Origin of the sequence: Enterococcus florum (assembly GCF_004309355.1) — a bacterium.
Classification (GTDB): Bacteria; Bacillota; Bacilli; order Lactobacillales; family Enterococcaceae; genus Enterococcus_A; species Enterococcus_A florum.
On record NZ_BJCC01000021.1, the window covers coordinates 14,170 to 38,054 of the forward strand.

Consider the following 23,885-nt stretch of genomic DNA (forward strand, 5'->3'; position numbering starts at 1 on the left):
TTCATCCTTCTTTCTGAACATGTGACGATTTATGGCTCTTTGATACTATCAGGGTCGATCCCCAATGCTTCAGCCATTTCTTTATTGACGACTAATTCTAAGTTTTCAGATTTTTCAACAGGCATATCTGCTGGCTGTGCATCGCCGTCTAAGATTTTGGCAGCCATTTTACCCGTTTGAACACCTAATGATTTGTAGTTGATTCCGACTGTTGCTAACCCGCCGCCTTCAACTTGGTCTGTAGAACCTGCAACTAGTGGTACTTTGTGTTCCTTCACCACGTCACCGATGACAGCTGCTGCACTGGCGAAGGTATTGTCGGTTGGTACATAGATTCCGTCGGTTTCTTTTGCCAGTGATTCTGTCACCTGCTGAACATCGTTTGTCGTGTTGGCGGTTTTGATGGAAACTTCAACCCCTGCTTTTTTCAGTGCTTCTTCTGCTAGGTCTGCTTGAATCTTCGAGTTTGCTTCACCAGCGTTGTACATGATACCGATCTTTTTCGCGTCAGGAACGATAGAAAGCAGCAAATCGACTTGTTTGTCGATCGGAACCATGTCTGTTGTTCCAGTAACGTTTCCACCAGGTGCTTCATCACTTTCAACCAATTTTGCTTCTTTTAGATCGGTAACTGCAGTAACAACGATTGGAATATCCGTTGTCGCATTCAGCAAGGACTGAGCGGATGGAGTGGCGATTCCGAGCAACAGGTCGTTTTCGTCTTTGACTAGTTTGTCGCTCATACTTTTCAGGTTGTCTTGGTTGTTTTGTGCATTTTGATAATCAATGACTAGGTTTTCGCCTTCTTTATAGCCGCCTTCTGCCAAGCCTTCTTTAAACCCTTCGTAAGCCCCGTCTAGTGATGCGTGTTGAACCAATTGCAAAACTCCAACGTGCTTTGCATCCGGATCGGCTGCTGCACCGCCTGAGCTGTCATTCGTGCCCCCGCCTCCGTTGCCGCACGCGCCTAATGCCAACAAACTAAGTACTCCGATTCCTGCTAGTAAACTTTTTTTCATAGTTGTTCTCCCCTTTTTTGTAATAAAAAATCACCCACTCAGATTTCTAAGTGGATGATCGCAAAGACGGAAAAAATGAATCCTTTTATCCTCAGCCACTTAGTATTTCCTCTACGTGGCTGTGGTACGTGAAAATGCTCTAGCCATCATAGATACAAACTTGCGTTGTGCTCTGTTTGCATCCATTTCCGATGAATACAAACATTATCTAAAATAGCTAAAGTAAAAGCGGTTATTCAGTTGTGAGTTTGTCTTCTTCATCATAAGAATGACCTCCAACTTCTAGTTGTTCATTAGTATAAGGTAAGAAAAATGAGATGTCAATAAAAAATTTTGAATTGTCAGATAATTTGTCAGAAAGTTTCCAGCATATTTTCAGAGAATCATTAATAAATGCTTGAGATCAAGAGACTTCTTGGCAAGAGGCTATTGACAGAAGAGAAATTATGCTGTATTATTTGAAGTTGCAAAAACTATCTGAAATGATTAAAGACAGGAACGAAATATTGTCCGTTTCGGTTTAAAATAGGGAAACAAAAATAGAAGCTCGAGATTTTTTCAAGAGAACGTTCTATTTTTGGTTTTTTTTTGCCTAAAAGCCGCAAAAAATGTCTTTTGTTACCTATATTTAATAGTTGTAACAAAAATGCAATCAATCTTCGGACCGGTTTTCAGACTTTTTAGAGGGGTGAAGAACTTGGCAGGACACGTAGTAAAATACGGGAAACACCGAGAGCGTAGAAGCTTCGCACGTATCAGTGAAGTGTTGGAATTACCGAACTTGATCGAAATTCAAACAGATTCGTATCAATGGTTCCTTGATGAGGGGCTAAGAGAGATGTTTGAAGACATTTTGCCAATCGATGACTTTAATGGAAACTTATCACTTGAATTTGTTGACTATGAATTGAAAGAACCTAAATACACCGTAGCGGAGGCTCGTCAACACGATGCCAACTATTCAGCACCGCTGCATGTAGTGTTGCGATTAGTAAACCGTGAAACAGGCGAAATCAAATCTCAGGAAGTCTTCTTTGGCGATTTCCCATTGATGACGGAACAAGGAACATTCATCATCAACGGGGCAGAACGGGTTATCGTATCACAGCTGGTTCGTTCACCAGGTGTATACTTCCACGGCAAAGTGGACAAAAACGGGAAAGAGGGCTTTGGCTCGACCGTTATTCCAAACCGTGGTGCATGGTTGGAAATGGAAACAGACGCAAAGGACATTTCTTATGTAAGGATCGACCGTACCCGGAAAATCCCATTGACGACATTGGTTCGTGCGTTAGGCTTTGGTTCGGATGATACTATTATGGAGATTTTCGGCGAAAGTGAATCTTTACGCAACACGATTGAAAAAGATTTGCATAAAAACCCGAGCGATTCTCGTACAGAAGAAGGCTTGAAGGATGTTTACGAGCGTCTTCGTCCGGGCGAACCAAAAACGGCGGACAGCTCTCGAAGCCTATTGACTGCTCGTTTCTTTGATCCGAAACGTTACGACTTGGCAAACGTAGGTCGTTACAAAGTAAATAAAAAACTGGACTTAAAAACACGTTTATTGAATCTGACACTGGCTGAAACATTGGTTGACCCTGAAACGGGCGAGATCATCGTGGAAAAAGGTACAGTCTTAACGCACCAAGTGATGGAAGAGTTAGGTCCTCAGTTGGAGAATGGATTAAACGCTGTGACCTACTATCCTTCTGAAGATGCGGTAGTGACGGAACCAATGACAGTGCAACCGATCAAAGTTTACTCACCAAAAGATCCGGAACGTGAAGTGATTGTGATCGGAAACGGGTATCCAGAACCTGCGATTCGTACGGTTCGTCCGGCGGATATCATTGCTTCCATGAGCTATTTCTTGAATTTAATGGAAGGTATCGGCAACGTGGATGATATCGACCATTTAGGAAATCGTCGTATTCGTTCCGTTGGGGAATTGCTGCAAAATCAATTCCGTATCGGTTTGGCTCGGATGGAACGTGTCGTTCGTGAACGGATGTCGATCCAAGACCAAGAAACATTGACACCGCAACAGTTGATCAATATTCGTCCAGTTGTTGCAAGTATCAAAGAATTCTTTGGTTCTTCTCAGTTGTCGCAGTTCATGGACCAAACCAATCCGTTGGGTGAGTTGACCCACAAACGTCGTCTATCTGCCTTAGGACCTGGTGGTTTGACTCGTGACCGTGCCGGTTACGAAGTGCGGGACGTTCACTATTCTCACTATGGCCGGATGTGTCCGATCGAGACCCCAGAAGGTCCGAATATCGGGCTGATCAACAGTTTGGCATCATATGCCAAGGTCAACAAGTTTGGTTTCATTGAAACACCTTACCGTCGGGTGGATCGTGCCACTGGTCGAGTAACTGATCAAATCGATTACCTTACTGCTGATATCGAGGATCATTATGTAGTAGCCCAAGCCAACAGCAAACTAAACGACGATGGTACTTTCGTTGAAGAGGTAGTAATGGCCCGGGCCACTTCTGAGAACTTGGAAGTTACGATCGATAAGGTCGACTACATGGACGTATCACCTAAACAAGTAGTTGCGGTAGCGACAGCATGTATTCCTTTCTTGGAAAACGATGACTCTAACCGTGCCTTGATGGGTGCCAACATGCAGCGTCAAGCAGTACCGTTGATCCAGCCTCGCTCTCCATGGGTTGGGACGGGTATGGAATATACAGCAGCCCATGACTCAGGCGCTGCGTTATTATGTAAAAACGAAGGTGTCGTTGAATTCGTTGATGCTACAGAGATTCGCATTCGTCGTGACAATGGCGCATTAGATAAATACGATATCACTAAATTCCGTCGTTCGAACTCAGGAACCAGCTATAACCAACGTCCTTTGGTTGAACTAGGTGAAAAAGTCGATGTCGGTGATGTATTGGCAGATGGACCTTCTATGGAAAACGGGGAGTTGGCGCTAGGCCAAAACGTTGTCGTAGCCTTCATGACTTGGGAAGGGTACAACTACGAAGATGCGATCATCATGAGCCGTCGTTTGGTGAAAGATGACGTATACACCTCGATCCATATTGAAGAATATGAATCAGAGGCCCGTGATACTAAATTAGGACCTGAAGAAATCACTCGCGAAATCCCGAATGTTGGGGAAGACGCATTGAAGAACTTGGACGAAATGGGAATTATCCGCATTGGTGCCGAAGTTCACGATGGCGACCTATTAGTTGGTAAAGTAACACCAAAAGGAGTTACTGAGCTTTCTGCAGAAGAACGTTTATTGCATGCGATCTTTGGTGAAAAAGCCCGCGAAGTACGTGATACATCCTTGCGTGTGCCTCACGGCGGCGGTGGAATCGTTCATGATGTAAAAATCTTTACTCGTGAAGCCGGTGACGAATTATCACCAGGTGTAAACATGCTGGTACGTGTATATATCGTTCAAAAACGTAAAATCCATGAAGGGGACAAAATGGCCGGCCGTCACGGAAACAAAGGGGTCGTTTCTCGCATCATGCCAGAAGAAGACATGCCTTATTTGCCAGATGGCACACCGGTTGATGTCATGCTGAACCCATTAGGGGTACCTTCTCGGATGAACATCGGACAAGTATTGGAATTGCATTTAGGGATGGCTGCTCGTTCATTAGGTATCCATGTAGCAACGCCAGTATTCGATGGAGCGGCCGATACCGATGTATGGGAAACTGTTCGTGAAGCAGGCATGGCCGGCGACGCGAAAACAGTTCTTTACGATGGTCGTACTGGTGAACCATTTGACAACCGTATCTCTGTTGGTGTGATGTACATGATCAAATTGGCCCACATGGTTGATGATAAGCTGCATGCTCGTTCAATTGGACCTTACTCTCTTGTTACACAACAGCCATTAGGTGGTAAAGCACAATTCGGTGGACAACGTTTTGGGGAAATGGAAGTTTGGGCACTGGAAGCATACGGTGCGGCATATACCTTGCAAGAAATCTTGACTTACAAGTCAGATGATGTGGTCGGTCGTGTGAAAACATACGAAGCGATCGTAAAAGGGGAACCAATTCCAAAACCGGGCGTTCCAGAATCTTTCCGCGTGTTAGTGAAAGAATTGCAGGCTTTAGGACTGGATATGCAAGTCTTGGATATCGACAACCGCGAAATCGAGTTGCGTGATATGGATGATGACGATGATGATTTGATCACAGTGGATGCACTGACTAAGTTTGCTGAGCAGCAATCCGCAAAAGAGTTGGAACAAAAAGCAGCAACTGAACGTGAGAATCAAGCGTCTGATCTGATCCAAGAAATTGAAACAGCAGAAGACTTATAAGAATCCGTCTACCGCAAGTCTTCCTCTTTTCGGAGGACTTGCGACAAAATGAAATGGAGGGAAACCCTTTTGATCGATGTAAATAAATTCGAAAGTATGCAAATAGGTTTGGCTTCTCCTGAAAAAATCAGAAGCTGGTCATACGGTGAAGTAAAAAAACCGGAAACGATTAACTATCGTACATTAAAACCAGAACGTGAAGGGTTGTTCGATGAGCGTATCTTCGGCCCGACCAAAGACTGGGAGTGTGCCTGTGGTAAATACAAACGGATCCGTTACAAAGGGATTGTTTGTGACCGTTGCGGCGTTGAAGTGACTCGTTCTAAAGTTCGCCGCGAACGGATGGGACATATCGAATTGGCTGCACCTGTTACACATATTTGGTACTTTAAAGGCATTCCTTCTCGTATGGGACTTGTTTTAGACATGAGTCCTCGTGCGTTGGAAGAAATCATTTATTTTGCTTCCTATGTCGTGATCGATGCCGGCAACACAAGCTTAGAAAAGAAACAATTATTGACGGAACGCGAATACCGTGAAAAACGCGAACAATACGGACAAGAATTTCATGCCGCTATGGGTGCAGAAGCCATCAAGCAATTGCTGGATCAAGTAGATCTAGATGGTGAATCTGCGGAATTGAAGGAAGAATTGAAATCAGCACAAGGACAAAAACGGACCCGTGCGATCCGTCGTCTAGATGTCCTAGAAGCTTTCCGAGCTTCTGGCAATCGTCCAAGCTGGATGGTCATGGATGTCATTCCAGTCATTCCTCCAGATTTGCGTCCAATGGTCCAATTAGAAGGGGGTCGTTTTGCGACTTCTGACTTGAACGACTTGTACCGCCGGGTAATCAACCGGAACAACCGTTTGAAACGTTTATTGGATTTGAATGCACCAAACATCATCGTGCAAAACGAAAAACGGATGCTGCAGGAAGCTGTAGATGCGTTGATCGACAATGGTCGTCGCGGCCGTCCGGTCACTGGACCAGGGAACCGTCCATTGAAATCTCTTTCGCACATGTTGAAAGGGAAGCAAGGTCGTTTCCGTCAAAACTTGCTAGGGAAACGGGTGGACTACTCTGCACGTTCAGTAATCGTCGTGGGACCGTTTTTAAAAATGTATCAATGCGGATTGCCAAAGGAAATGGCGATCGAATTGTTCAAGCCTTTCGTCATGAAAGAATTGGTTCAACGTGAAATTGCGTCAAACATCAAAAATGCAAAACGTAAGATCGAGCGACAAGAAGACGTGGTATGGGATGTTTTGGAAGAAGTAATCAAAGAACACCCCGTTTTACTGAACCGGGCACCTACATTGCACCGATTAGGGATCCAAGCTTTTGAACCAATCTTAGTTGAAGGTCGTGCGATTCGTCTTCACCCATTGGTTTGTGAAGCCTACAATGCCGATTTCGATGGCGACCAAATGGCGGTTCACTTGCCATTAGGAGACGAGGCACAAGCAGAAGCACGCCTGTTGATGCTAGCTGCGACACACATTTTAAATCCGAAAGATGGTAAACCAGTAGTTACTCCATCTCAAGATATGGTCTTGGGGAACTATTACCTGACAATGGAAGAAGAAGGTCGTGAAGGGGAAGGCATGGTCTTCCGCGATATGAACGAAGCTGTTCTTGCATGGCGCAATGGTTATGTGCATTTGCACTCCCGTGTAGCTGTCGACCCTAACGCTTTAGGTGACAAACCATTCACGGAATGGCAAAAAGAACGCATGATGATTACTACAGTTGGGAAGATCATCTTTAATGACATCATGCCCAAAGAGTTCCCTTACTTGAATGAACCAACAGATTTCAACTTGACCGAACGCACACCTGACAAGTATTTTGTTGAACGCGGTGCGGATATTCCGGCAGCGATCAGCGAACAAGAGATCATCTTGCCGTTCAAGAAGAAAAACTTAGGAAATATCATTTCTGAAGTCTTCAAACGTTTCAAGGTCACAGATACGTCTATGATGTTGGACCGCATGAAAGACTTGGGATACAAGCATTCAACAATGGCCGGGATGACTGTTGGGATTGCTGATATCATGGCTTTGGCTGAAAAACAAGAAATCATTGACGATGCCCACAAACAAGTGGCAACAATCACGAAGCAATTCCGCCGCGGGTTGATCACAGACGATGAACGTTATGAACGGGTTATCGGTGTTTGGAACGCTGCTAAAGATGCGATTCAATTGAAATTGATGGAATCCTTAGATGCGAAAAACCCGATCTTCATGATGTCCGATTCCGGTGCTCGGGGGAATATCTCCAACTTTACTCAGCTTGCTGGGATGCGTGGATTGATGGCCGCTCCGAATGGACAAATTATGGAATTGCCGATCATCTCAAACTTCCGTGAAGGCTTGTCCGTCTTGGAAATGTTTATCTCCACTCACGGGGCTCGTAAAGGGATGACCGATACCGCCTTGAAGACAGCCGATTCCGGTTACCTGACTCGTCGTTTGGTTGACGTTGCCCAAGATGTTATCGTTCGTGAAGACGATTGTGGCACTGACCGCGGGCTGGAAATCTCTGCAATTCGCGAAGGCAATGAAATCATTGAATCTTTGGAAGAACGTCTAGTTGGACGTTATACCCAAAAATCCGTGTTCCATCCTGAAACAGGTGAATTGTTGTTAGGTCCTGATACTTTGATCACTGAATTGGATGCGAAACGCTTGATCGATGCAGGCGTTGAAAAATTAACAATTCGTTCGGTCTTCACCTGCAATACGAAGCACGGTGTATGTAAGCACTGCTATGGCCGCAACTTGGCTACTGGTGACGACGTTGAAGTTGGGGAAGCTGTCGGTACAATCGCTGCCCAATCCATCGGTGAACCTGGTACTCAGTTGACCATGCGTACGTTCCATACGGGTGGGGTTGCCGGAGACGATATCACTCAAGGTCTTCCTCGTGTCCAAGAAATCTTTGAAGCACGGAATCCGAAAGGTCTTGCTGTCATCACTGAAGTAACGGGTGAAGTCACTGAGATCGTTGAGGATGCTGCGACACGTACAAAAGAAGTTACCGTCAAAGGTGAAACAGATACTAGAACCTATACCGTTCCTTATACAGCTCGGATGAAGGTTGTAGAAGGAGACTACATCCATCGTGGAACACAGTTGACAGAAGGGTCAATCGATCCAAAACACTTGCTGCAGGTCCGTGATGTGATCTCCGTTGAAACTTATCTGTTAAGAGAAGTTCAACGCGTTTACCGGATGCAAGGGGTTGAGATCGGCGATAAGCATATCGAAGTAATGGTACGTCAAATGTTGCGTAAAGTCCGTGTAATGGATCCAGGCGACACAGATATCTTACCAGGTACTTTGCTGGACATCGCTGACTTTAAAGACCGCAACTACGATACATTGGTAGCGGGTGGAACACCTGCCACCTCTCGTCCAGTCTTACTGGGAATCACAAAGGCATCATTAGAAACCAACAGCTTCTTGTCTGCTGCGTCCTTCCAAGAAACGACTCGTGTCTTGACCGATGCTGCAATTCGCGGGAAGAAAGATCCATTACTTGGATTGAAAGAGAATGTTATCATCGGTAAGATCATTCCTGCCGGTACTGGTATGTCTCGTTACCGCAACATGGAACCAAAAGAAGTGGTCGTTGCCAGCGAAAATGTCTACAGTATCTCTGATATTGAGGCACAATTAGCTGCTGAAGATGCATTGAATCATCATCCTTTAAGCTAAAGACGTGAAAAAGCCGCTCAGACTCTATTCTGAGCGGCTTTTCTTATGCAGATATTTTGGGAAAAATACATCGAAAAATCAGTTGAAATACCCGATGAGTCCTTCGGTTGCATTTTCTTAACTCTCTGAGCAAATTGATTTGAGATTTGTCAAAAGCGAGTATGATAAAGCTAAAGGGGATGATAATTATGGAAGAAACTGCGATTTTTGCAGGCGGCTGCTTTTGGTGCATGGTAAAACCATTTGATCAAATGCCAGGCATCAAAAAGGTGGTTTCCGGTTATACAGGTGGGCACGTGGTCAATCCAACATACCAAGAAGTAACGACTGGGACGACTGGTCATACAGAAGCAGTTGAGATCACCTTTGATTCAGAAGTGATTTCATATACCGAATTAGTAGAGATCTACTGGCAGCAAACAGATCCAACCGATGCCTTTGGCCAATTCGCCGATCGCGGAGATTCTTATCGCCCGGTGATATTCTACAATTCTCCTGAGCAACAAGCAGCAGCGGAACGCTCTAAAACCAAACTGCAAACCAGTGGCCGTTTTGATCAACCGATCGTAACCAAGATTGAACCTGCACAACCTTTTTATCCGGCAGAAGAATACCATCAAGACTATTACAAGAAGAACAAGCTGCATTATGCCGCTTACCGTGAAGGTTCGGGCCGTGCAGGATTTCTGCGTAAGAAGTGGAAATAACTCTTCGCCTAGTGTCGACCGACACTAGGCTTTTTTTAAACTTAACAGCACGACTAACAACCCGCAGAATAAAAAGGGGACAAATGGGACCTCGCGTAGCGGCTTTTGCCGAATGCGTTGAATCATAAAAAAGAGCAGTCCAGAACCAGAGGCAATAAACAATAAAACCAGCAATTTATACCCAGTCAACAAGAGACTCCACACGGCTGTCAACCATACATCCCCCATCCCTAAACTGTCAGGCAAATACCGTTGCAGGACAGATGAACAAAGGAGCAAAATCAACGGCTGCCACCAGTAGATCGGCTGATGAAGGATCAGCCCTCCCGCGACTAGGAACAAGCTGGTACTTAGAAAAATTCGTTCCTCAACTAAATAGGTATCGCAGTCGATCACGGCCAACACGAGAGTACTCAGCAGCCAAAACAATTGCCAAAATAAAATCAGCGACCTTTCTGAAAGAAACACGACGAACAAGCTGCCAACGAGAAATTCGATAAAAAAGTAGCGAAAGGCTAATGCCCGACCGCAGTGGAGACAACGAAATCGCTGGCGTATGATCGAAAGCAAAGGGATCAACTCCTTCACACTTAAAGGATGGTGGCAGTAGGAGCACCGAGAACGACCGAAAATGACGGATTCCTTTTTTGGCACTCGTTCCGCACATAAACACAAAAAAGACCCCAATACCGTTCCAATCACAAATAAAAAAAGCTTCATTCCTATCCCTCCTCATAAAAAAGATACGAAAACCAATTTTTTTTTACTTATCTTTTGTGCTTTTGATGAAAATGTACTATGCTTTTAATAAGGACAAAAATAGGAGGAATTTAAACATGAAATTTGAACAAACCAAAGAAGTATTGAATCAACTTGTTGCTGACCTAAGTCAAATGTCTATGGTGATCCACCAAACACATTGGTACATGCGCGGACCAGGTTTCTTGACCTTGCATCCAATGATGGACGACTTCATGGATGATGTAAACGACCAACTGGATGAAATTTCAGAACGCTTAATCACATTAGATGGCTCACCATTCTCAACCTTGCGTGAAATGGCTGACAACACAAAAATTCCTGATGAAGTTGGACGCTGGGATCGTACGATGGAAGAACGTCTAGAAATCTTAGTGAAGGGCTATCGTTACTTAGCTGATCTGTACCAAAAAGGAATCGAAGTAACTGATGAAGAAGGCGATGATCCAACACAAGATATCTTTATCGAATTCAAAACAGCGACTGAAAAGCGTATTTGGATGATCCAAGCACACTTAGGAAAAGCACCAGAAATCGATGCATAAAAACAACGCCAGCTGAACTCAGCTGGCGTTTAGTGCGTCTTTGGCCAATTTAATTTGTTCTATGACTTGATCAAAGCCGGTTCCGCCCAAAGAATTCCGGCGAGTCACTGCGGTTTTTGAAGACAGTGTGTCGTAAATATCTTCCTCGATCAAAGGAGAAATGGCTTGGTAGTCGTTGAAAGCTACATCTTGTAGATAGATCCCTTTTTTAGTGCAGTCCAATACCAATTTTCCAACGATTTCATGGGCTTGACGGAAGGGAATTCCCTTCGTTGCTAGATAATCAGCCAGCTCTGTCGCGTTAGAAAAATCCTTTTCCGTTGCATCGTGCATCGTCTGGGTATGCACGTTCATTGTCTGGATCATTCCAGTCATGATCTCTAAACTCGTTGCTACGGTATGCACGGTGTCGAACATGCCTTCCTTGTCTTCCTGCAGATCCTTGTTGTAAGCCAACGGCAAGCCCTTCATTACGGTCAACAAACCCATCAGATCTCCAAATACACGGCCGGATTTACCGCGGATTAGTTCTGCCATATCCGGGTTTTTCTTTTGCGGCATGATCGAGCTGCCGGTGGAGAAAGTGTCAGTCAATTCCACGAACTTAAATTCATGGCTGCACCATAAAATAATCTCCTCGCAAAAACGTGACAAATGCATCATCAAGATGGAGCTGTTGCTCAAAAATTCCAAAATAAAATCTCGGTCGCTGACACCGTCCAAGCTGTTGGTGTAAATCCCGCCAAAACCTAATTCTTTCGCTGTCTGCTGCCGATCGATCGGGAAGGTTGTTCCGGCCAATGCAGCGCAGCCTAACGGGGATAGATCGATACGTTTCACACTTTCACTCAAGCGCTCCTGATCTCGTGTCAGCATGCCGTAATAAGCCATCAGATGATGCCCGAAAGAAATCGGCTGTGCATGCTGCAGGTGCGTATAGCCAGGCATGATCGTCTCCACGTGCTCCTCAGCTTTTGCGATCAATACTTCACGGAATGCCGTGATTTTTTCAATGATGTCCTGCACATGCTCTTTCAGATACAAATGCATATCTGTTGCCACTTGATCATTTCGACTGCGGGCCGTATGCAATTTTCCCGCAACCGGACCGATCTCGTCGTGCAGCATTTTCTCTAAATTCAAATGGATATCTTCATTTTCAATCGTGAAGGTCAGGGCATTGGCAGCTGATTTTTCTGCCAATGTATTCAACCCTGCGATGATCTGATCGGCTTCCTCTTGGGAAATGATTCCTGTACTGCCCAGCATCTTCACATGGGCCAGACTGCCTGTAATATCCTGTTTGGCTAATTGCTGATCAAAAGGGATCGAAGCGCCAAATGCATCAATCCATGCTTCATTTTTACCATCAAAACGGCCGCCCCAAAGCTTTGCCATCGTCAACACCTCATTTTCAAAGTAGAAAAAGACCGCCGAAACGGTCTTTTTATTCATGTCCAGCCTCACAACAATCGTGAGGCTTATTTTCTTGGGAGGAGGCATCTTTTCAGATACCTCAGGATGAAACATTGCTGGTTTCCTTATTTCCTCACTGGGAAAAGAAACTCTCCTAAGAGCAATGGCAAGATGTGAACCGGACAGCCTTATTTACCGGCAAGTAAAAGCTGCCTCACATCTGTTCGATCTTGCGGATTCTTTACAGACTAGGTTGTTTTAAACTCGATTGGACTTCAGCATTGACCTTTGTCGGCAAGCCCCAAAGCTTGATGAAGCCGACTGCTGCATCTTGATCAAACGTATCTGCTGAGGTATAAGTCGCCAAGTTTTCATTGTATAAGCTGTTGTTCGACTTGCGTCCTTCAACGATCACGTTTCCTTTGAACAATTTGACACGCAGTACGCCGTTTACGACTTCCTGTGATTCCTTCAAGAAAGCGATCAAAGCATCCATCGTTGGATTGAACCATAGACCATCGTAGATCATTTGTCCTAATTTTTGTTCAATGATCGGTTTGAAATGCGCCATCTCACGAACGAAGGTCAAATCCTCCAGTTCTTTGTGAGCCGTCATCAGCACGATTGCTGCCGGGCATTCGTAGACCTCACGAGATTTAATCCCAACCAACCGATTTTCAATGTGATCAATTCGGCCGATCCCATGTTTGCCTGCTTCGGCATCCAAGGTCATGATCAAGTCAGCCAATTGCATGTGCTGACCATCTAAGGCAACGGGAACTCCTTTTTCAAAAGCGATCTCCATAATCGTCGGTGTGTCTGGAGTCTCTTCCAATTCAGCAGTGATCGCGTAAGCTCCTTTAGGCGGTGTTGCCCAAGGGTCTTCCAGTACGCCGCATTCACAAGCACGTCCCCATAAATTTTGGTCGATCGAGTAAGGGTTATCCAAATCCGCTGGGATCGGCACACCCTTTTCAGCAGCGTAAGCAATCTCTTCTTCCCGAGACCATTTCCATTCACGAACGGGTGCGATCACTTTCAAGTTCGGATCAAGGGCTGCGATGGAAACTTCAAAACGTACTTGGTCATTTCCTTTACCGGTACAGCCATGGGCAATCGTAGTGGCGCCTGTTTCGTGGGCCAGCTCGACTAATTTTTTCGAGATCAGCGGACGAGAAAGGGCTGAGACCAAAGGATAAGAGTTTTCATAGAAGGTATTTCCCTGCAGCGCAACCAATACGAAATCCTGTGCAAATTCTTCACGGGCATCAATCGCATAAGAGGCAGATGCCCCGACCTGCAGAGCCTTTTGCTTGATGAAGTCAGTATCGCGACCCTCGCCGATGTCCAAACAACAAGCTACGACATCGTAACCTTCATCTACTAACCATTTGATGGAAACCGAGGTGTCCAATCCGCCTGAATAGGCCAAAATCACTTTTTCTTTCATCCTGAAGACTCCCTTTTATCTGTTTTTCGTAAGTTCTAATTTTTGTGTTGAAGTCATCTTAGCATCATAAAATACAAAAATCAAGCACTTTTTAAATATTTATGCAAAATAATTTCGAAATATGCTCTTTTTATTCAAAAACGCCACGCAAGGACTGTATACTCGATCAGGAGAAAAAATTGATTTAGTTAGAGAAAAACGTTGACATGGCAAGCTTTAGGAAGTATTATGGTAAATGGTATTGTTTGCCCCACGAGAGCCCCGGAAACTCAAGTGTTTGTCAAACATTCGAAATTGAAATTGGAGGAAGAAATCGTGCGTACAACATATATGGCTAAGCCAGGCGAAGTAGAACGTAAATGGTACGTAGTAGACGCAACGGATGTTCCTATGGGACGTCTTTCAACAGTTGTTGCTTCTATCTTACGTGGAAAAAATAAACCAACATACACACCACATGTAGATACTGGAGATTTTGTAATCGTAATTAATGCTGACAAGGTGAAATTAACAGGTAAGAAAGCAACAGACAAGATTTATTACCGTCATTCAATGTATCCAGGCGGATTGAAATCTGTTTCTGCTGGTGAATTACGTGCTAAAAATTCTCGCCGTTTGATCGAAACTTCTGTTAAGGGCATGTTGCCTAAGAACACTCTAGGCCGCAAACAAGGCATGAAATTGCATGTATACGGTGGAGCGGAACATCCACACGCAGCACAACAACCAGAAGTTTTGGATATCACAAACTTAATCTAAGGAGGGAAATTCATTGGCACAAGTACAATATAGCGGCACAGGCCGTCGTAAAAATGCAGTTGCTCGCGTACGCTTAGTACCAGGGACTGGTAAAATTACTGTTAACAATAAAGACGTTGAAGAATATATTCCACACGCTGACCTACGTTTGGTGATCAACCAACCTTTTGGCGTTACTGAAACAGCTGGTTCATATGACGTAATGGTCAACGTGAACGGTGGAGGCTACGCAGGACAAGCTGGAGCGATCCGTCATGGTATCTCTCGCGCTTTACTAGAAGTAGATCCTGACTTCCGCGCACCATTGAAACGCGCTGGATTGCTTACACGTGATTCACGTATGGTTGAACGTAAGAAACCAGGTCTTAAGAAAGCTCGTAAAGCATCTCAATTCTCTAAGCGTTAATCGTTGTTATACCAACGATTTCAAGCACTTTCCATTCAGTTGGAAGGTGCTTTTTTTATTTTGGTTACGAGCTTGGTTACGACTATTTTTCTCAACTTGTTTTTTGCCGATAATCTTCCAAGTGCTTGGCGGTTTCTTTTTGAACTTCTGGATTTACATGCCCGTAAACATTTCGTGTAATTTCAGATGTTTCCGCATGACCGACTAGAGATTTTACTATTAAATCATCCACACCATTGTTTAAAAGGTCACTGACAAAGGTGTGTCGCAAGCCGTGTGGTGTTATTTTGGGAAGACCAAATTTCTTTGAAAGAGCATCAAGTTTATTGTTAAGATAGTCTGGATGCAAAGGTTGGTTTAGTTCTCCCTTTTGAGTTGTATAAGTGAAGATAAATTGATCATCGGTTGGAAAAATATTGACTTGTTGAAGTTCATTAAATTGAACCTTTTTCCATTTCGCTAATAAATCAATAACGGAATCTGCTACTGGAATCGTTCGAAAGCGATAGGAGTTTTTCATTCCTTTTACACGCTCGTATTTTCCGGTAGCTTTATTTTTCACCAATTTATGCATGAGGGAAATCGTCTTGTTTTTGAAATCAACATCTGACCAGACCAAAGGATAGATTTCCCCTTTAGCTGCTCCTAATTGATAAACCAAAGAAAGTAACGTAAAGTCTCGCATCCCATATTCTGGTTTCATTAAAGTTAGCACTTGTTGGATGAGTTCCTTAGAATAGTACTTTTGCTGACGTTTTTCTTCCTTTTTGTTCTTTAGGTCTGCATTTACAGGCATCTCCAATAAATCATAGGGATTCTTTTGGATATAGCCTTTCACTAGGGCATAGCGTAATACTTGTTTGGTGTAGGAGACACAGTGTTTATAGTTAGCATAAGGTTTAATGCCTTTTTCCTCATTGCCAAATGCCCACAAAATTTGGGTATCTTCTAATAGGTCATAGGTAATCTTATTAATCGGAATATCCCCTAAGTAAGGAAGAATTCGCTTCTCAAAGCAAGTCTTGGTTCGATCTAAGGTAGACTGCTCATGATGTTGTGTAACTGTGTATTTCTTATCCCACCACATTTGGTAAACCTCTTTGAATGTATAAGAACCTTTCTTCTTTTTCACTTCTCCTTTCAATTTTTTTAGTTTTGCTTCTGTTTCTAAAATCTCTGCTTCATGTTTGCTGTCCGCATAAGCCACATATCGAGAAGCATCCGCCCCCATATAAACATTGACTTTATACGAGCCATTTTCCATTAGACTAATTGCCATTTCTATCTTCCTTTCAAAAATGGCATATCAGTATCACTACACACTCATCATACAGCGCCTTGCTGTGCTTTGGAATACTCCCTTAGCCATTTATCGATCTCTTCTCGCTGGAATCGTACAACAGCCCAAAGATGTATCATGGGAAGCCCTGCATCAATCCATTTATCAAGCGTGTTGTTGGCGATACCTAAATACTCACAGGTTTCTTTTTTTGATAAATAGCGATTCTCTAAATGTACGGCTATTCGTGCATTTCTCACTTCATCTACCATTAAGGTATACATATATTCTCTTAAACTCGTCTCTTGATCAGGCGAAAGTGTAATTTCAACTGCCATTGATTGATCTACCTCCAATCTAGAAGTGAAAAGAAGAAAGGTGCTATTCAGTTTTCAAAGGGCGTGCCAAAAGTACTTATAAAAGTACTTTTGTATATCGCACACCCAATTAGATAGAATGTCAATAAAATAAAGTTCGAAAATAAGTACTTTTGTATTTCGATTATTAAGAAAGTTTGATATGATTGAAGTAGAAAACTATCGGAGTGATGAGGATTATGAAAGTCGATCAACAAAGAGTAGCAAAAAAAATCCGTGAAATAAGGACGAATTTAGGATACAGTATGGCTCAGTTTGGTGAGCTAATCAGCAATTCTCCCAAAACCACAGTTAATAATTGGGAGCGAGGGATCAATCTCCCTAAAGAAGACAAACTTAAAAAAATCGCCTTACTGGGTAAGACGACGGTAGAAGAGCTATTGTATGGGAGACCAGAAGAAGTGCTAACCAATTTATTGAAGGATCATTTTCAGTTACAAGTGAATCCAGCATTTCTACAACAAATGCTGGCATTTTTGAAACAGCAAAAAGTGGATGTTTATGATGAAATGACGATTATGGAATTTCTACAAGGAATCATGGACTCAGGTATGTTAGTGGAGAGAAATGATCCATATCTAACGTATTCCAAAGTTGAGGGAACCGAGTCACTTTATACTGCGGCCGCTGCCAATGATCCATTGGATTCATCACCACGTTATTATGCCTATGTAGACGTTAAAAACAATCGAGTTCATTTGTTGCCCTATACATTTGCGAAGCGACAAAAGTATTTGTATCACAACTTGCCTGATTTAACGAATCAAGTGACGATTGACTTCTTTACCCGAGCATTTCCATTGTTGGGGATTGATTTGGAAAAGTCGAAAATTGTTTATTATGGGATTAATCGCAGTAACGAAAATTTAGATTCTATAGAGTATGTGTATAGAAAAGAAGTGTTTATATTTGAAAGTAATGTCAATGAAAGTAAGCATTTATATAAGCCATTTGAAATTGAAACTAGAAAAATACTAACGTATTTAAAAGCTATAAAATAGTAAGAAGAAACTATAAGAATGGCTAGTTGTCTTAAAATTATGATCTAAATAAAGAAACGGGAATATCATAAGATATTCCCGTTTCTTTATTTAGCCTAGCCTTCATTTGAATAAAAAAGCAAAGAATCTGGAAATTTTTTTCTTTCAATTTCAGTTAATTGTCGCTCCATGATTACCATGTCTAAATTACTGTAATCAATAAACGAATATAACCCTTCGTTATCCAATTTAGAAGTATCACAGAGTATAAAGTTCTTCTTACTATGTTCGGAAATTGCCTTTTTTATCTCAAGTTCATGATATGAACGAATAGTAGGTCCCTTTTTCGAAAAGCCATCACAACCGATAAAAGCAACATCAACGTTTAGCTCTTTAATGGCATTAAGGGCCCAAGTTCCCACGTAAGATCCACTTTTTTTTCTAAATAAGCCACCAGTCAAAAGGATTTGATTATCAGAATTTGCTAAAACCTGATTTATTTGAATTGAATTTGTAAAAATTGTTAGGTCGTCCCTCATTACTAATAATTTTGCTAATTGAAAGACGCTGGTACTCGTATCTAAAAAAATTGCTGAGTTTCTAGGAATAAATTTAAGAGCAGAGTCAGCTATTTCTTTCTTTTCTTCGAGATTATCGGTTTCTTTTACTGAAAATTCATTCTCAAAAAAAGTATTAGGAGTAGTCACGGTACCATGCTTTTTTGCTAGTAAATTTTTATCTTGTAAAAATTTCACATCGTTTCTTATTGTTTCTGTTGTTACCTCAAACATACCAGCTAATTCGTTTATGCTGACTGTTCCCTTAGTAATCACTTCATGTAAAATTTTATTTTTTCTTTCGTCACTGGTTAATTTCATTTCAATCCTCCTTAGAAACTCATTTCATAGTATATCATATTTATTGATTTTTTGGAAAATGGTTGAAAACCAAATTTTAATTTTGTAAATCGCTTGAAAACAAATAATAAAAGATATATAATTTGAAATGTAGATAATATCAAACGAATGGAGTTGGTTTTTTGTGGAAAAACAAATTTTAAAGATTTCTCCTTATTTTGAAGCGAGGATTTGGGGCGGCCAGCGAATGTTAGATACTTTTAATTACAAGACAGATGTATTTCCAGTTGGCGAAGTATATAACGTAGTTGCATTACCAGGAGAAGCGGATTGTCCAGTTGAGGGTACAAATTTGACGCTATCTGAATTATATGTAAAGTACCCGGATTGGTTCAAATGTGATACAAAACAATTACCAATTCGAGTTAATCTTTTGGATCCATTGTCTGACCTCTCTGTTCAGCTACATCCTGATGATGAGTATGCCATGAAGCACGATAATTCAAGGGGAAAACCAGAGGCGTGGGTTATCTTAGACACTCCTGCTGATGGGAAGATTGAATTCGGACACCATGCTAAGACAAAAGAAGAATTTAAGAAATTAGCCGAAAATCATGATTGGCCAAACTTATTGAAATATTTGCCGGCGAAAAAGGATTATTTCATTGATATTCCGGCAGGCACATTGCATGCAATCGGTAGAGATGTACTTACTTATAACATTTCTAGAAATGCCGACTTGACGTATCGTGTATATGATTATAATCGGGTAGATCCAAATACAAATGAAGAACGCGAACTTCACATTGATAAAGTGATTGATAATGTAATCGTTCCTGATAACTCAAAGGGATTTGTTTGGTATGAACCTTATTTAAAAGAGGGTTGTGAAATTACTGATTATTGGGACGAGCCAGGTCTATACACATTGAGTCGAATAAAGGTACAAGGTTTTGGTTATTACGAGATGGAAAGATTTTACTTTATTACGATTGTTGAAGGACAAGGTGAAATTAATGGAATGAAAGTATCAAAAGGAGAATCCTTCTTTATTCCAGATAGCTTCGGACGTTTAAAATTTACCGGTGAGTTAGACATGTTTGTTGCAAGTTACAAAAATATTGAACAATAACAATAACTTATGGAGGTAAAAATATGAATTCAGTTCAAGTTGCCCAACAGGCCGCTATTGAGTTGGCGGGAACAATTTCAAATATTGATGATGAACAAGTAAAAGTACTTACATCATTGATTAAGGAGAAAAAACGTATTTTTGTTACAGGAGCAGGGCGCTCTTTACTGATGCTAAAGGGTTTTGCAATGAGATTAATGCATATCGGTTTTGATGTTTTTATTGTAGGCGAGGTAACTACACCAGCGTTTCTAGCTGATGATTTATTAATTGTAGCAACTGCATCTGGAGAAACGAAATCCTTAGTATCAAATTCAACAAGAGCAAAAGAGTATGGTGGCTCAGTGGTTGCATTGACGATTTTTGAGGATTCCACTATTGGTAAGATCGCTGATCAAGTTGTAAAAATTCCAGCATATACAGATAAGCTTCCTGAGAGTGATATAAATAAAAGAGGTATCCTTCCAGGCGGAAGTATGTTTGAAGAAGCCGTTTTATTATTAGGTGATTCATTGATTGTTGAATTGGCTAATGAGCACAAAGTAGATACAAGCAAAGCATTTGAAAATCACGCAAATTTGGAATAGGAGAGAGAACATGAAATTACAGTTGGCTATTGATGAATTGAATTTGCAACAAGCTTTGGAAAAATTGGAATCCTTAGAACCCTATATTGATATTGTTGAGGTTGGGACGCCATTTTTAATTGACGCGGGTAGGGAAGCAGTGAAGCAAATCAGTGAAAAGTTTCCAAGTTTAGAAGTACTTTGTGATGCAAAAATTATGGACGCTGGCGCTTATGAAGCACAATTAGCTTATGACTTTGGCGCTGAATATGTGACAGTTTTAGGAATTACTGATAACTTGACGATTAAAGGCTGTGTCAAACAAGCTAAAAAACAAAATCGCCAAGTGATGGTCGATATGATCTGTGTTTCTGACTTGGCTAGTAGAATTCCTATTATTGAAAGTCTTGGTGTTGATGTTATTGCGGTTCATACAGGGGCCGATCAGCAAGCCGCTGGCAGAACACCGCTTGACGACCTAAAGGAAATGAAAAAGTATGCAAAAAATGTAAAAATTGCTGTTGCCGGTGGTATCAATAGCAACACTATCTATGATTACACGGCCTTGGATCCGGATATTATTATTGTTGGCAGTGGAATATTGAATGCTGATAGTCCTGTAAAAGAAGCTAAATTAATTAAGCAGGCATTAGTTAAGTAACTTAAATCCTAATTTATTGAATAACTTCTTCCAATGAGACTTCTAAGCGTTTTACAATTTAGTTTTGTGAGACGCTTTTTAATATTATTGTGTTTGAACAGCAAAAACAGTGTGATGATGAAATATATTTTTCTCCGCCATCATTTGTTTTTCTCCGCCAAATAAGATAAAATGGCGGAGAAAAGAGGTGGATGGCGGTGAAAGAATTTGATTATCGGGAGTTGAAAAAGCTCTCTCTTAGTCATGATTTGCTGAATATGCTGACCAAGATTCATGAGTATAAGGGGAAGCAAGAGCTCTATATTGCCACAAAACCAGAGATTTTAAATAAGCTAACGGATCTGGCTTTAATTCAAAGTACAGAGGCATCTAATAAGATTGAAGGAATTGCAACAACAGATGGCCGCTTGAAGCAAATCGTAGCGGAAAAAGTCAAACCTCGTAATCGGGATGAAGAAGAAATTGCCGGTTATCGAGATGTGTTGAAACTGATTCATGATAGTTACGAGTATATTCGCGTCGTGCCCAACGATATTTTAACGTTACACAAAAATCTATATAATTACTCGGCTAAAAGTTACAAAGGTAAGTTTAAAAGTGGCGATAATGTTATTACGGAAAAAGATTTAGATGGTAACGAGCGCGTTCGGTTTGTCCCAGCTCCAGCCTATTTGACACCGGATTTAATTGATGAGTTGTGCTACCAATACAATCAAGCCATTCAAAAGGGTGAGATTGACCCGTTACTGTTGATTCCTTGCTTTGTTTTAGACTTTCTCTCGATTCATCCATTTAGTGACGGAAATGGGCGGATGTCTCGTTTATTGACATTGCTATTGCTGTACAAGTCGGGCTATCTAGTTGGCAAGTACATTAGTATTGAGATGCTGATTGAAGAATCGAAGCAAACTTACTATGAAGCGTTACAGGCAAGCTCTGTGGGATGGCTGGAAAATGAACAGGACTATACGCCATTTGTTCGCTATCTTGTGGGAATCATTTTGCGAGCGTATGAAAACTTCTCAGAACGCTTCGAGATTATTATCAATCAGGAGTTAACACCAGCAGAGCGGGTAGTTGAAGAACTAGAAAAGTCTTTTGAACCTCTAAGCAGAACTGATATAGAGAGTTTGTTGCCGGATATTAGCCAGCGAACGATAGAACGTGCTTTATCTGAGTTACAAACAGAGAATAAGATTCAAAAAGTCGGGCAAGGCCGTGCGACTAAGTATCAGCTAATAAATGAATTCAAATCATAATACTATTCATGGGCCATTAATAGAAGTATAAAATCGGTAGTTTGAGAATCAATGAGGCTAATTGAAAGTTGAATAGCTAAAAAGATCAGTTTGATGCGCTATTTGAAACTCGTTAGAACCAGTGAAAACAAAGTGTGAACTTTTTTTAATTAGTTAACACTTGTCAATAAGTGCCCATTTCCTTGGTATAACAGTGTTTGTACGTAGTTTTTCGATTGTTTTTCGTGTTTTTGTACCCCCCTGTTAGATAGGGGGGGTGAAACAACACTCGCGGGCTAGCGCCCACTCGTGTTCAAGGCGAACTCTTTACGAAGGGGAATTCGCTTGAGGCGAACCCCTCCGCAAAGAGCGCCTAACGTTTGGGGAATTTGTTCTTTTATTATTGACTTTGCAACGTTAAAAAGACCACATGGTTTTACCATGCAGTTTCTTCAATGGAATGATTAAAAGGAGTGTAGTAGATACTGATATGCTCTGAATTTGTCGTAACCAAATTGTCTTACGTTCAAAATTGGTTACGAATCATGGTTACGAGTACCTAAAATCGACTGAAATCCAGTACAAATTTTGAGGATAAAAATACTGATAAATCAGCATTTTTGATATTCATTGATTTAAAATAACACAGTTGAACTGCCAACCAGGTCTTAAGAAAGCACGTAAAGCTTCACAATTCTCAAAACGTTAATATATCCTTATATATCAACATTTCAGACACTTTCCATTTTTTGGAGAGTGTCTTTTTTATTCGAAAGACGTTTACTGAGATAAGAATAGATTCTTTGAGTTCTAATTTGCGATCCCAACAAAAAAGCTGACAGGAAACTCTGTCAGCGTACGAAACTATTCGGAATCGTGAGAAAGTGTAAATTCCACGACTTGATATTGATCGATTGTGCCTTGTGAAGTAAAAGCTAGGGCGATGTTGCCGGACGGTGTGTTGTAGGCAAAAATTTTAGTATTGCTGCTGTTGAATGGGACGAAGAAACCAAGACTGGCAGCATTTGGCGTGTTGCTTAACACTAATTCGGTGTTGACCTGCACCTCTTTGATCTCGCCATTTTCATTGATTTGAATGGGTTGCGTGTCGACCGTTTGAGGAACGAGAGATGCAGCATCACTCATAGGAGCGGCTGAACCATCTTGTCCAAGCGGACCATGAGAGACGACGATATTCTCGCTGTCTTGGTAAGTCGTAATGCTGTACCCGTATTGATCGTCACTGCCTGTATAAACTTTTCCCTTCTCAAATGTCACGCTGGAAGGTTCTCCAGTCTCAGCGCCCTCTTCTGAAGAACTGGCTTGTGTTGACCCCGTTACCTGACTTGTGCTTTCTGAAGAAGCGGTGTCGTTATTGTCCGATCTGTTGATGTAAAGAAAAATCACTGCTGCAAGGCCTAAGGCTACTAGGAATAAAATAAGAATGACCCATTTCATTCGGGAGCTTCGTTTAAACGATTGATGTTGCGTTCTTTTCATTGTTGATCACCTACCACTTGTTTTTTGTTTTATTATACAATAAATAAATGTGCTCTAAGCCTTTTAAACGAAAAAGTTTGGATTCATCTGTTTCTAAAAACATTGTATCAAGATTTAGTTGAAGACCCAAGTATTACTGTTTATACTGTGGGAGAACAGACAGCCCTCTTTAGTAGTTGATGATCAGGCTGTTTTGGAA

19 protein-coding genes are annotated in these 23,885 nt (G+C 41.7%); 11 read left to right on the top strand and 8 right to left on the bottom strand.

Features of this window, described 5'->3' with window-relative positions:
- Positions 1-29: 29 nt before the first annotated feature.
- Positions 30-1,019 carry an ABC transporter substrate-binding protein gene (locus NRIC_RS12390; protein ID WP_146623021.1) on the bottom strand — a complete coding sequence of 330 codons (990 nt, stop codon included), beginning with the start codon at positions 1,017-1,019 and terminating at the stop codon, positions 30-32.
- Between the two features lie 697 nt (positions 1,020-1,716).
- Here NRIC_RS12390 and rpoB point away from each other — a divergent pair.
- The 3 genes from rpoB (at position 1,717) to msrA (ending at position 9,761) form a co-directional block, all read left to right on the top strand.
- Positions 1,717-5,328: a DNA-directed RNA polymerase subunit beta gene (gene rpoB, locus NRIC_RS12400; RefSeq protein ID WP_175580077.1), complete on the top strand. Its 3,612-nt coding sequence runs from the start codon at positions 1,717-1,719 to the stop codon at positions 5,326-5,328.
- Positions 5,329-5,397: 69 nt separating this feature from the next.
- Complete coding sequence (gene rpoC / locus NRIC_RS12405) at positions 5,398-9,054, top strand: DNA-directed RNA polymerase subunit beta' (RefSeq protein ID WP_146623023.1); 3,657 nt, start codon at positions 5,398-5,400, stop codon at positions 9,052-9,054.
- A gap of 188 nt (positions 9,055-9,242) precedes the next feature.
- Complete coding sequence (msrA, locus tag NRIC_RS12410; RefSeq protein WP_146623024.1) at positions 9,243-9,761, top strand: peptide-methionine (S)-S-oxide reductase MsrA; 519 nt, start codon at positions 9,243-9,245, stop codon at positions 9,759-9,761.
- Between the two features lie 24 nt (positions 9,762-9,785).
- Here msrA and NRIC_RS12415 read toward each other — a convergent pair whose 3' ends face one another.
- A complete protein-coding gene (locus NRIC_RS12415) occupies positions 9,786-10,481 on the bottom strand; it encodes a prepilin peptidase (RefSeq protein WP_146623025.1) in 696 nt (231 codons plus the stop codon).
- A 116-nt stretch (positions 10,482-10,597) separates the two neighbouring features.
- Here NRIC_RS12415 and NRIC_RS12420 point away from each other — a divergent pair, with 116 nt between their 5' ends.
- Positions 10,598-11,065: a Dps family protein gene (locus NRIC_RS12420; RefSeq protein WP_146623026.1), complete on the top strand. Its 468-nt coding sequence runs from the start codon at positions 10,598-10,600 to the stop codon at positions 11,063-11,065.
- An 18-nt stretch (positions 11,066-11,083) separates the two neighbouring features.
- Here NRIC_RS12420 and argH read toward each other — a convergent pair whose 3' ends face one another.
- Both argH and NRIC_RS12430 read right to left on the bottom strand, forming a co-directional pair.
- Positions 11,084-12,463 carry an argininosuccinate lyase gene (gene argH / locus NRIC_RS12425; RefSeq protein WP_146623061.1) on the bottom strand — a complete coding sequence of 460 codons (1,380 nt, stop codon included), beginning with the start codon at positions 12,461-12,463 and terminating at the stop codon, positions 11,084-11,086.
- Between the two features lie 259 nt (positions 12,464-12,722).
- Positions 12,723-13,931, bottom strand: a complete 1,209-nt coding sequence (locus tag NRIC_RS12430; RefSeq protein WP_146623027.1) for an argininosuccinate synthase — start codon at positions 13,929-13,931, stop codon at positions 12,723-12,725.
- Between the two features lie 312 nt (positions 13,932-14,243).
- On the opposite strand from NRIC_RS12430, the gene rplM reads away from it, so the two are divergent.
- Positions 14,244-14,690, top strand: a complete 447-nt coding sequence (rplM, locus tag NRIC_RS12435) for a 50S ribosomal protein L13 (protein ID WP_307720543.1) — start codon at positions 14,244-14,246, stop codon at positions 14,688-14,690.
- Positions 14,691-14,703: 13 nt separating this feature from the next.
- The gene (rpsI, locus tag NRIC_RS12440; protein ID WP_146623029.1) at positions 14,704-15,096 is read left to right on the top strand and encodes a 30S ribosomal protein S9; all 393 of its coding nucleotides are present in this window, start codon (positions 14,704-14,706) and stop codon (positions 15,094-15,096) included.
- Positions 15,097-15,187: 91 nt separating this feature from the next.
- On the opposite strand, the gene NRIC_RS12445 is transcribed toward rpsI, so the two are convergent.
- Together NRIC_RS12445 and NRIC_RS12450 are read right to left on the bottom strand one after the other, a co-directional pair.
- Positions 15,188-16,303, bottom strand: a complete 1,116-nt coding sequence (locus tag NRIC_RS12445) for a tyrosine-type recombinase/integrase (RefSeq protein ID WP_227873794.1) — start codon at positions 16,301-16,303, stop codon at positions 15,188-15,190.
- A gap of 119 nt (positions 16,304-16,422) precedes the next feature.
- Positions 16,423-16,713, bottom strand: a complete 291-nt coding sequence (locus NRIC_RS12450) for a helix-turn-helix domain-containing protein (protein ID WP_146623031.1) — start codon at positions 16,711-16,713, stop codon at positions 16,423-16,425.
- A gap of 218 nt (positions 16,714-16,931) precedes the next feature.
- On the opposite strand from NRIC_RS12450, the gene NRIC_RS12455 reads away from it, so the two are divergent.
- Complete coding sequence (locus NRIC_RS12455; RefSeq protein WP_227873795.1) at positions 16,932-17,753, top strand: helix-turn-helix domain-containing protein; 822 nt, start codon at positions 16,932-16,934, stop codon at positions 17,751-17,753.
- 95 nt (positions 17,754-17,848) lie between these two features.
- On the opposite strand, the gene NRIC_RS12460 is transcribed toward NRIC_RS12455, so the two are convergent.
- Positions 17,849-18,610 carry a DeoR/GlpR family DNA-binding transcription regulator gene (locus tag NRIC_RS12460; protein ID WP_146623032.1) on the bottom strand — a complete coding sequence of 254 codons (762 nt, stop codon included), beginning with the start codon at positions 18,608-18,610 and terminating at the stop codon, positions 17,849-17,851.
- Positions 18,611-18,773: 163 nt separating this feature from the next.
- Here NRIC_RS12460 and NRIC_RS12465 point away from each other — a divergent pair, with 163 nt between their 5' ends.
- From NRIC_RS12465 to NRIC_RS12480, 4 genes are all read left to right on the top strand, one after another.
- Positions 18,774-19,721 carry a class I mannose-6-phosphate isomerase gene (locus tag NRIC_RS12465; RefSeq protein WP_146623033.1) on the top strand — a complete coding sequence of 316 codons (948 nt, stop codon included), beginning with the start codon at positions 18,774-18,776 and terminating at the stop codon, positions 19,719-19,721.
- Positions 19,722-19,744: 23 nt separating this feature from the next.
- A complete protein-coding gene (hxlB, locus tag NRIC_RS12470; RefSeq protein WP_146623034.1) occupies positions 19,745-20,308 on the top strand; it encodes a 6-phospho-3-hexuloisomerase in 564 nt (187 codons plus the stop codon).
- Between the two features lie 10 nt (positions 20,309-20,318).
- A complete protein-coding gene (gene hxlA / locus NRIC_RS12475) occupies positions 20,319-20,948 on the top strand; it encodes a 3-hexulose-6-phosphate synthase (RefSeq protein ID WP_146623035.1) in 630 nt (209 codons plus the stop codon).
- A gap of 191 nt (positions 20,949-21,139) precedes the next feature.
- Positions 21,140-22,207, top strand: coding sequence for a Fic family protein (locus NRIC_RS12480; RefSeq protein WP_175580079.1), 1,068 nt, complete (start codon positions 21,140-21,142; stop codon positions 22,205-22,207).
- An 843-nt stretch (positions 22,208-23,050) separates the two neighbouring features.
- Here NRIC_RS12480 and NRIC_RS12485 read toward each other — a convergent pair.
- Positions 23,051-23,686: a hypothetical protein gene (locus tag NRIC_RS12485; protein ID WP_146623037.1), complete on the bottom strand. Its 636-nt coding sequence runs from the start codon at positions 23,684-23,686 to the stop codon at positions 23,051-23,053.
- Between the last annotated feature and the right edge of the window lie 199 nt (positions 23,687-23,885).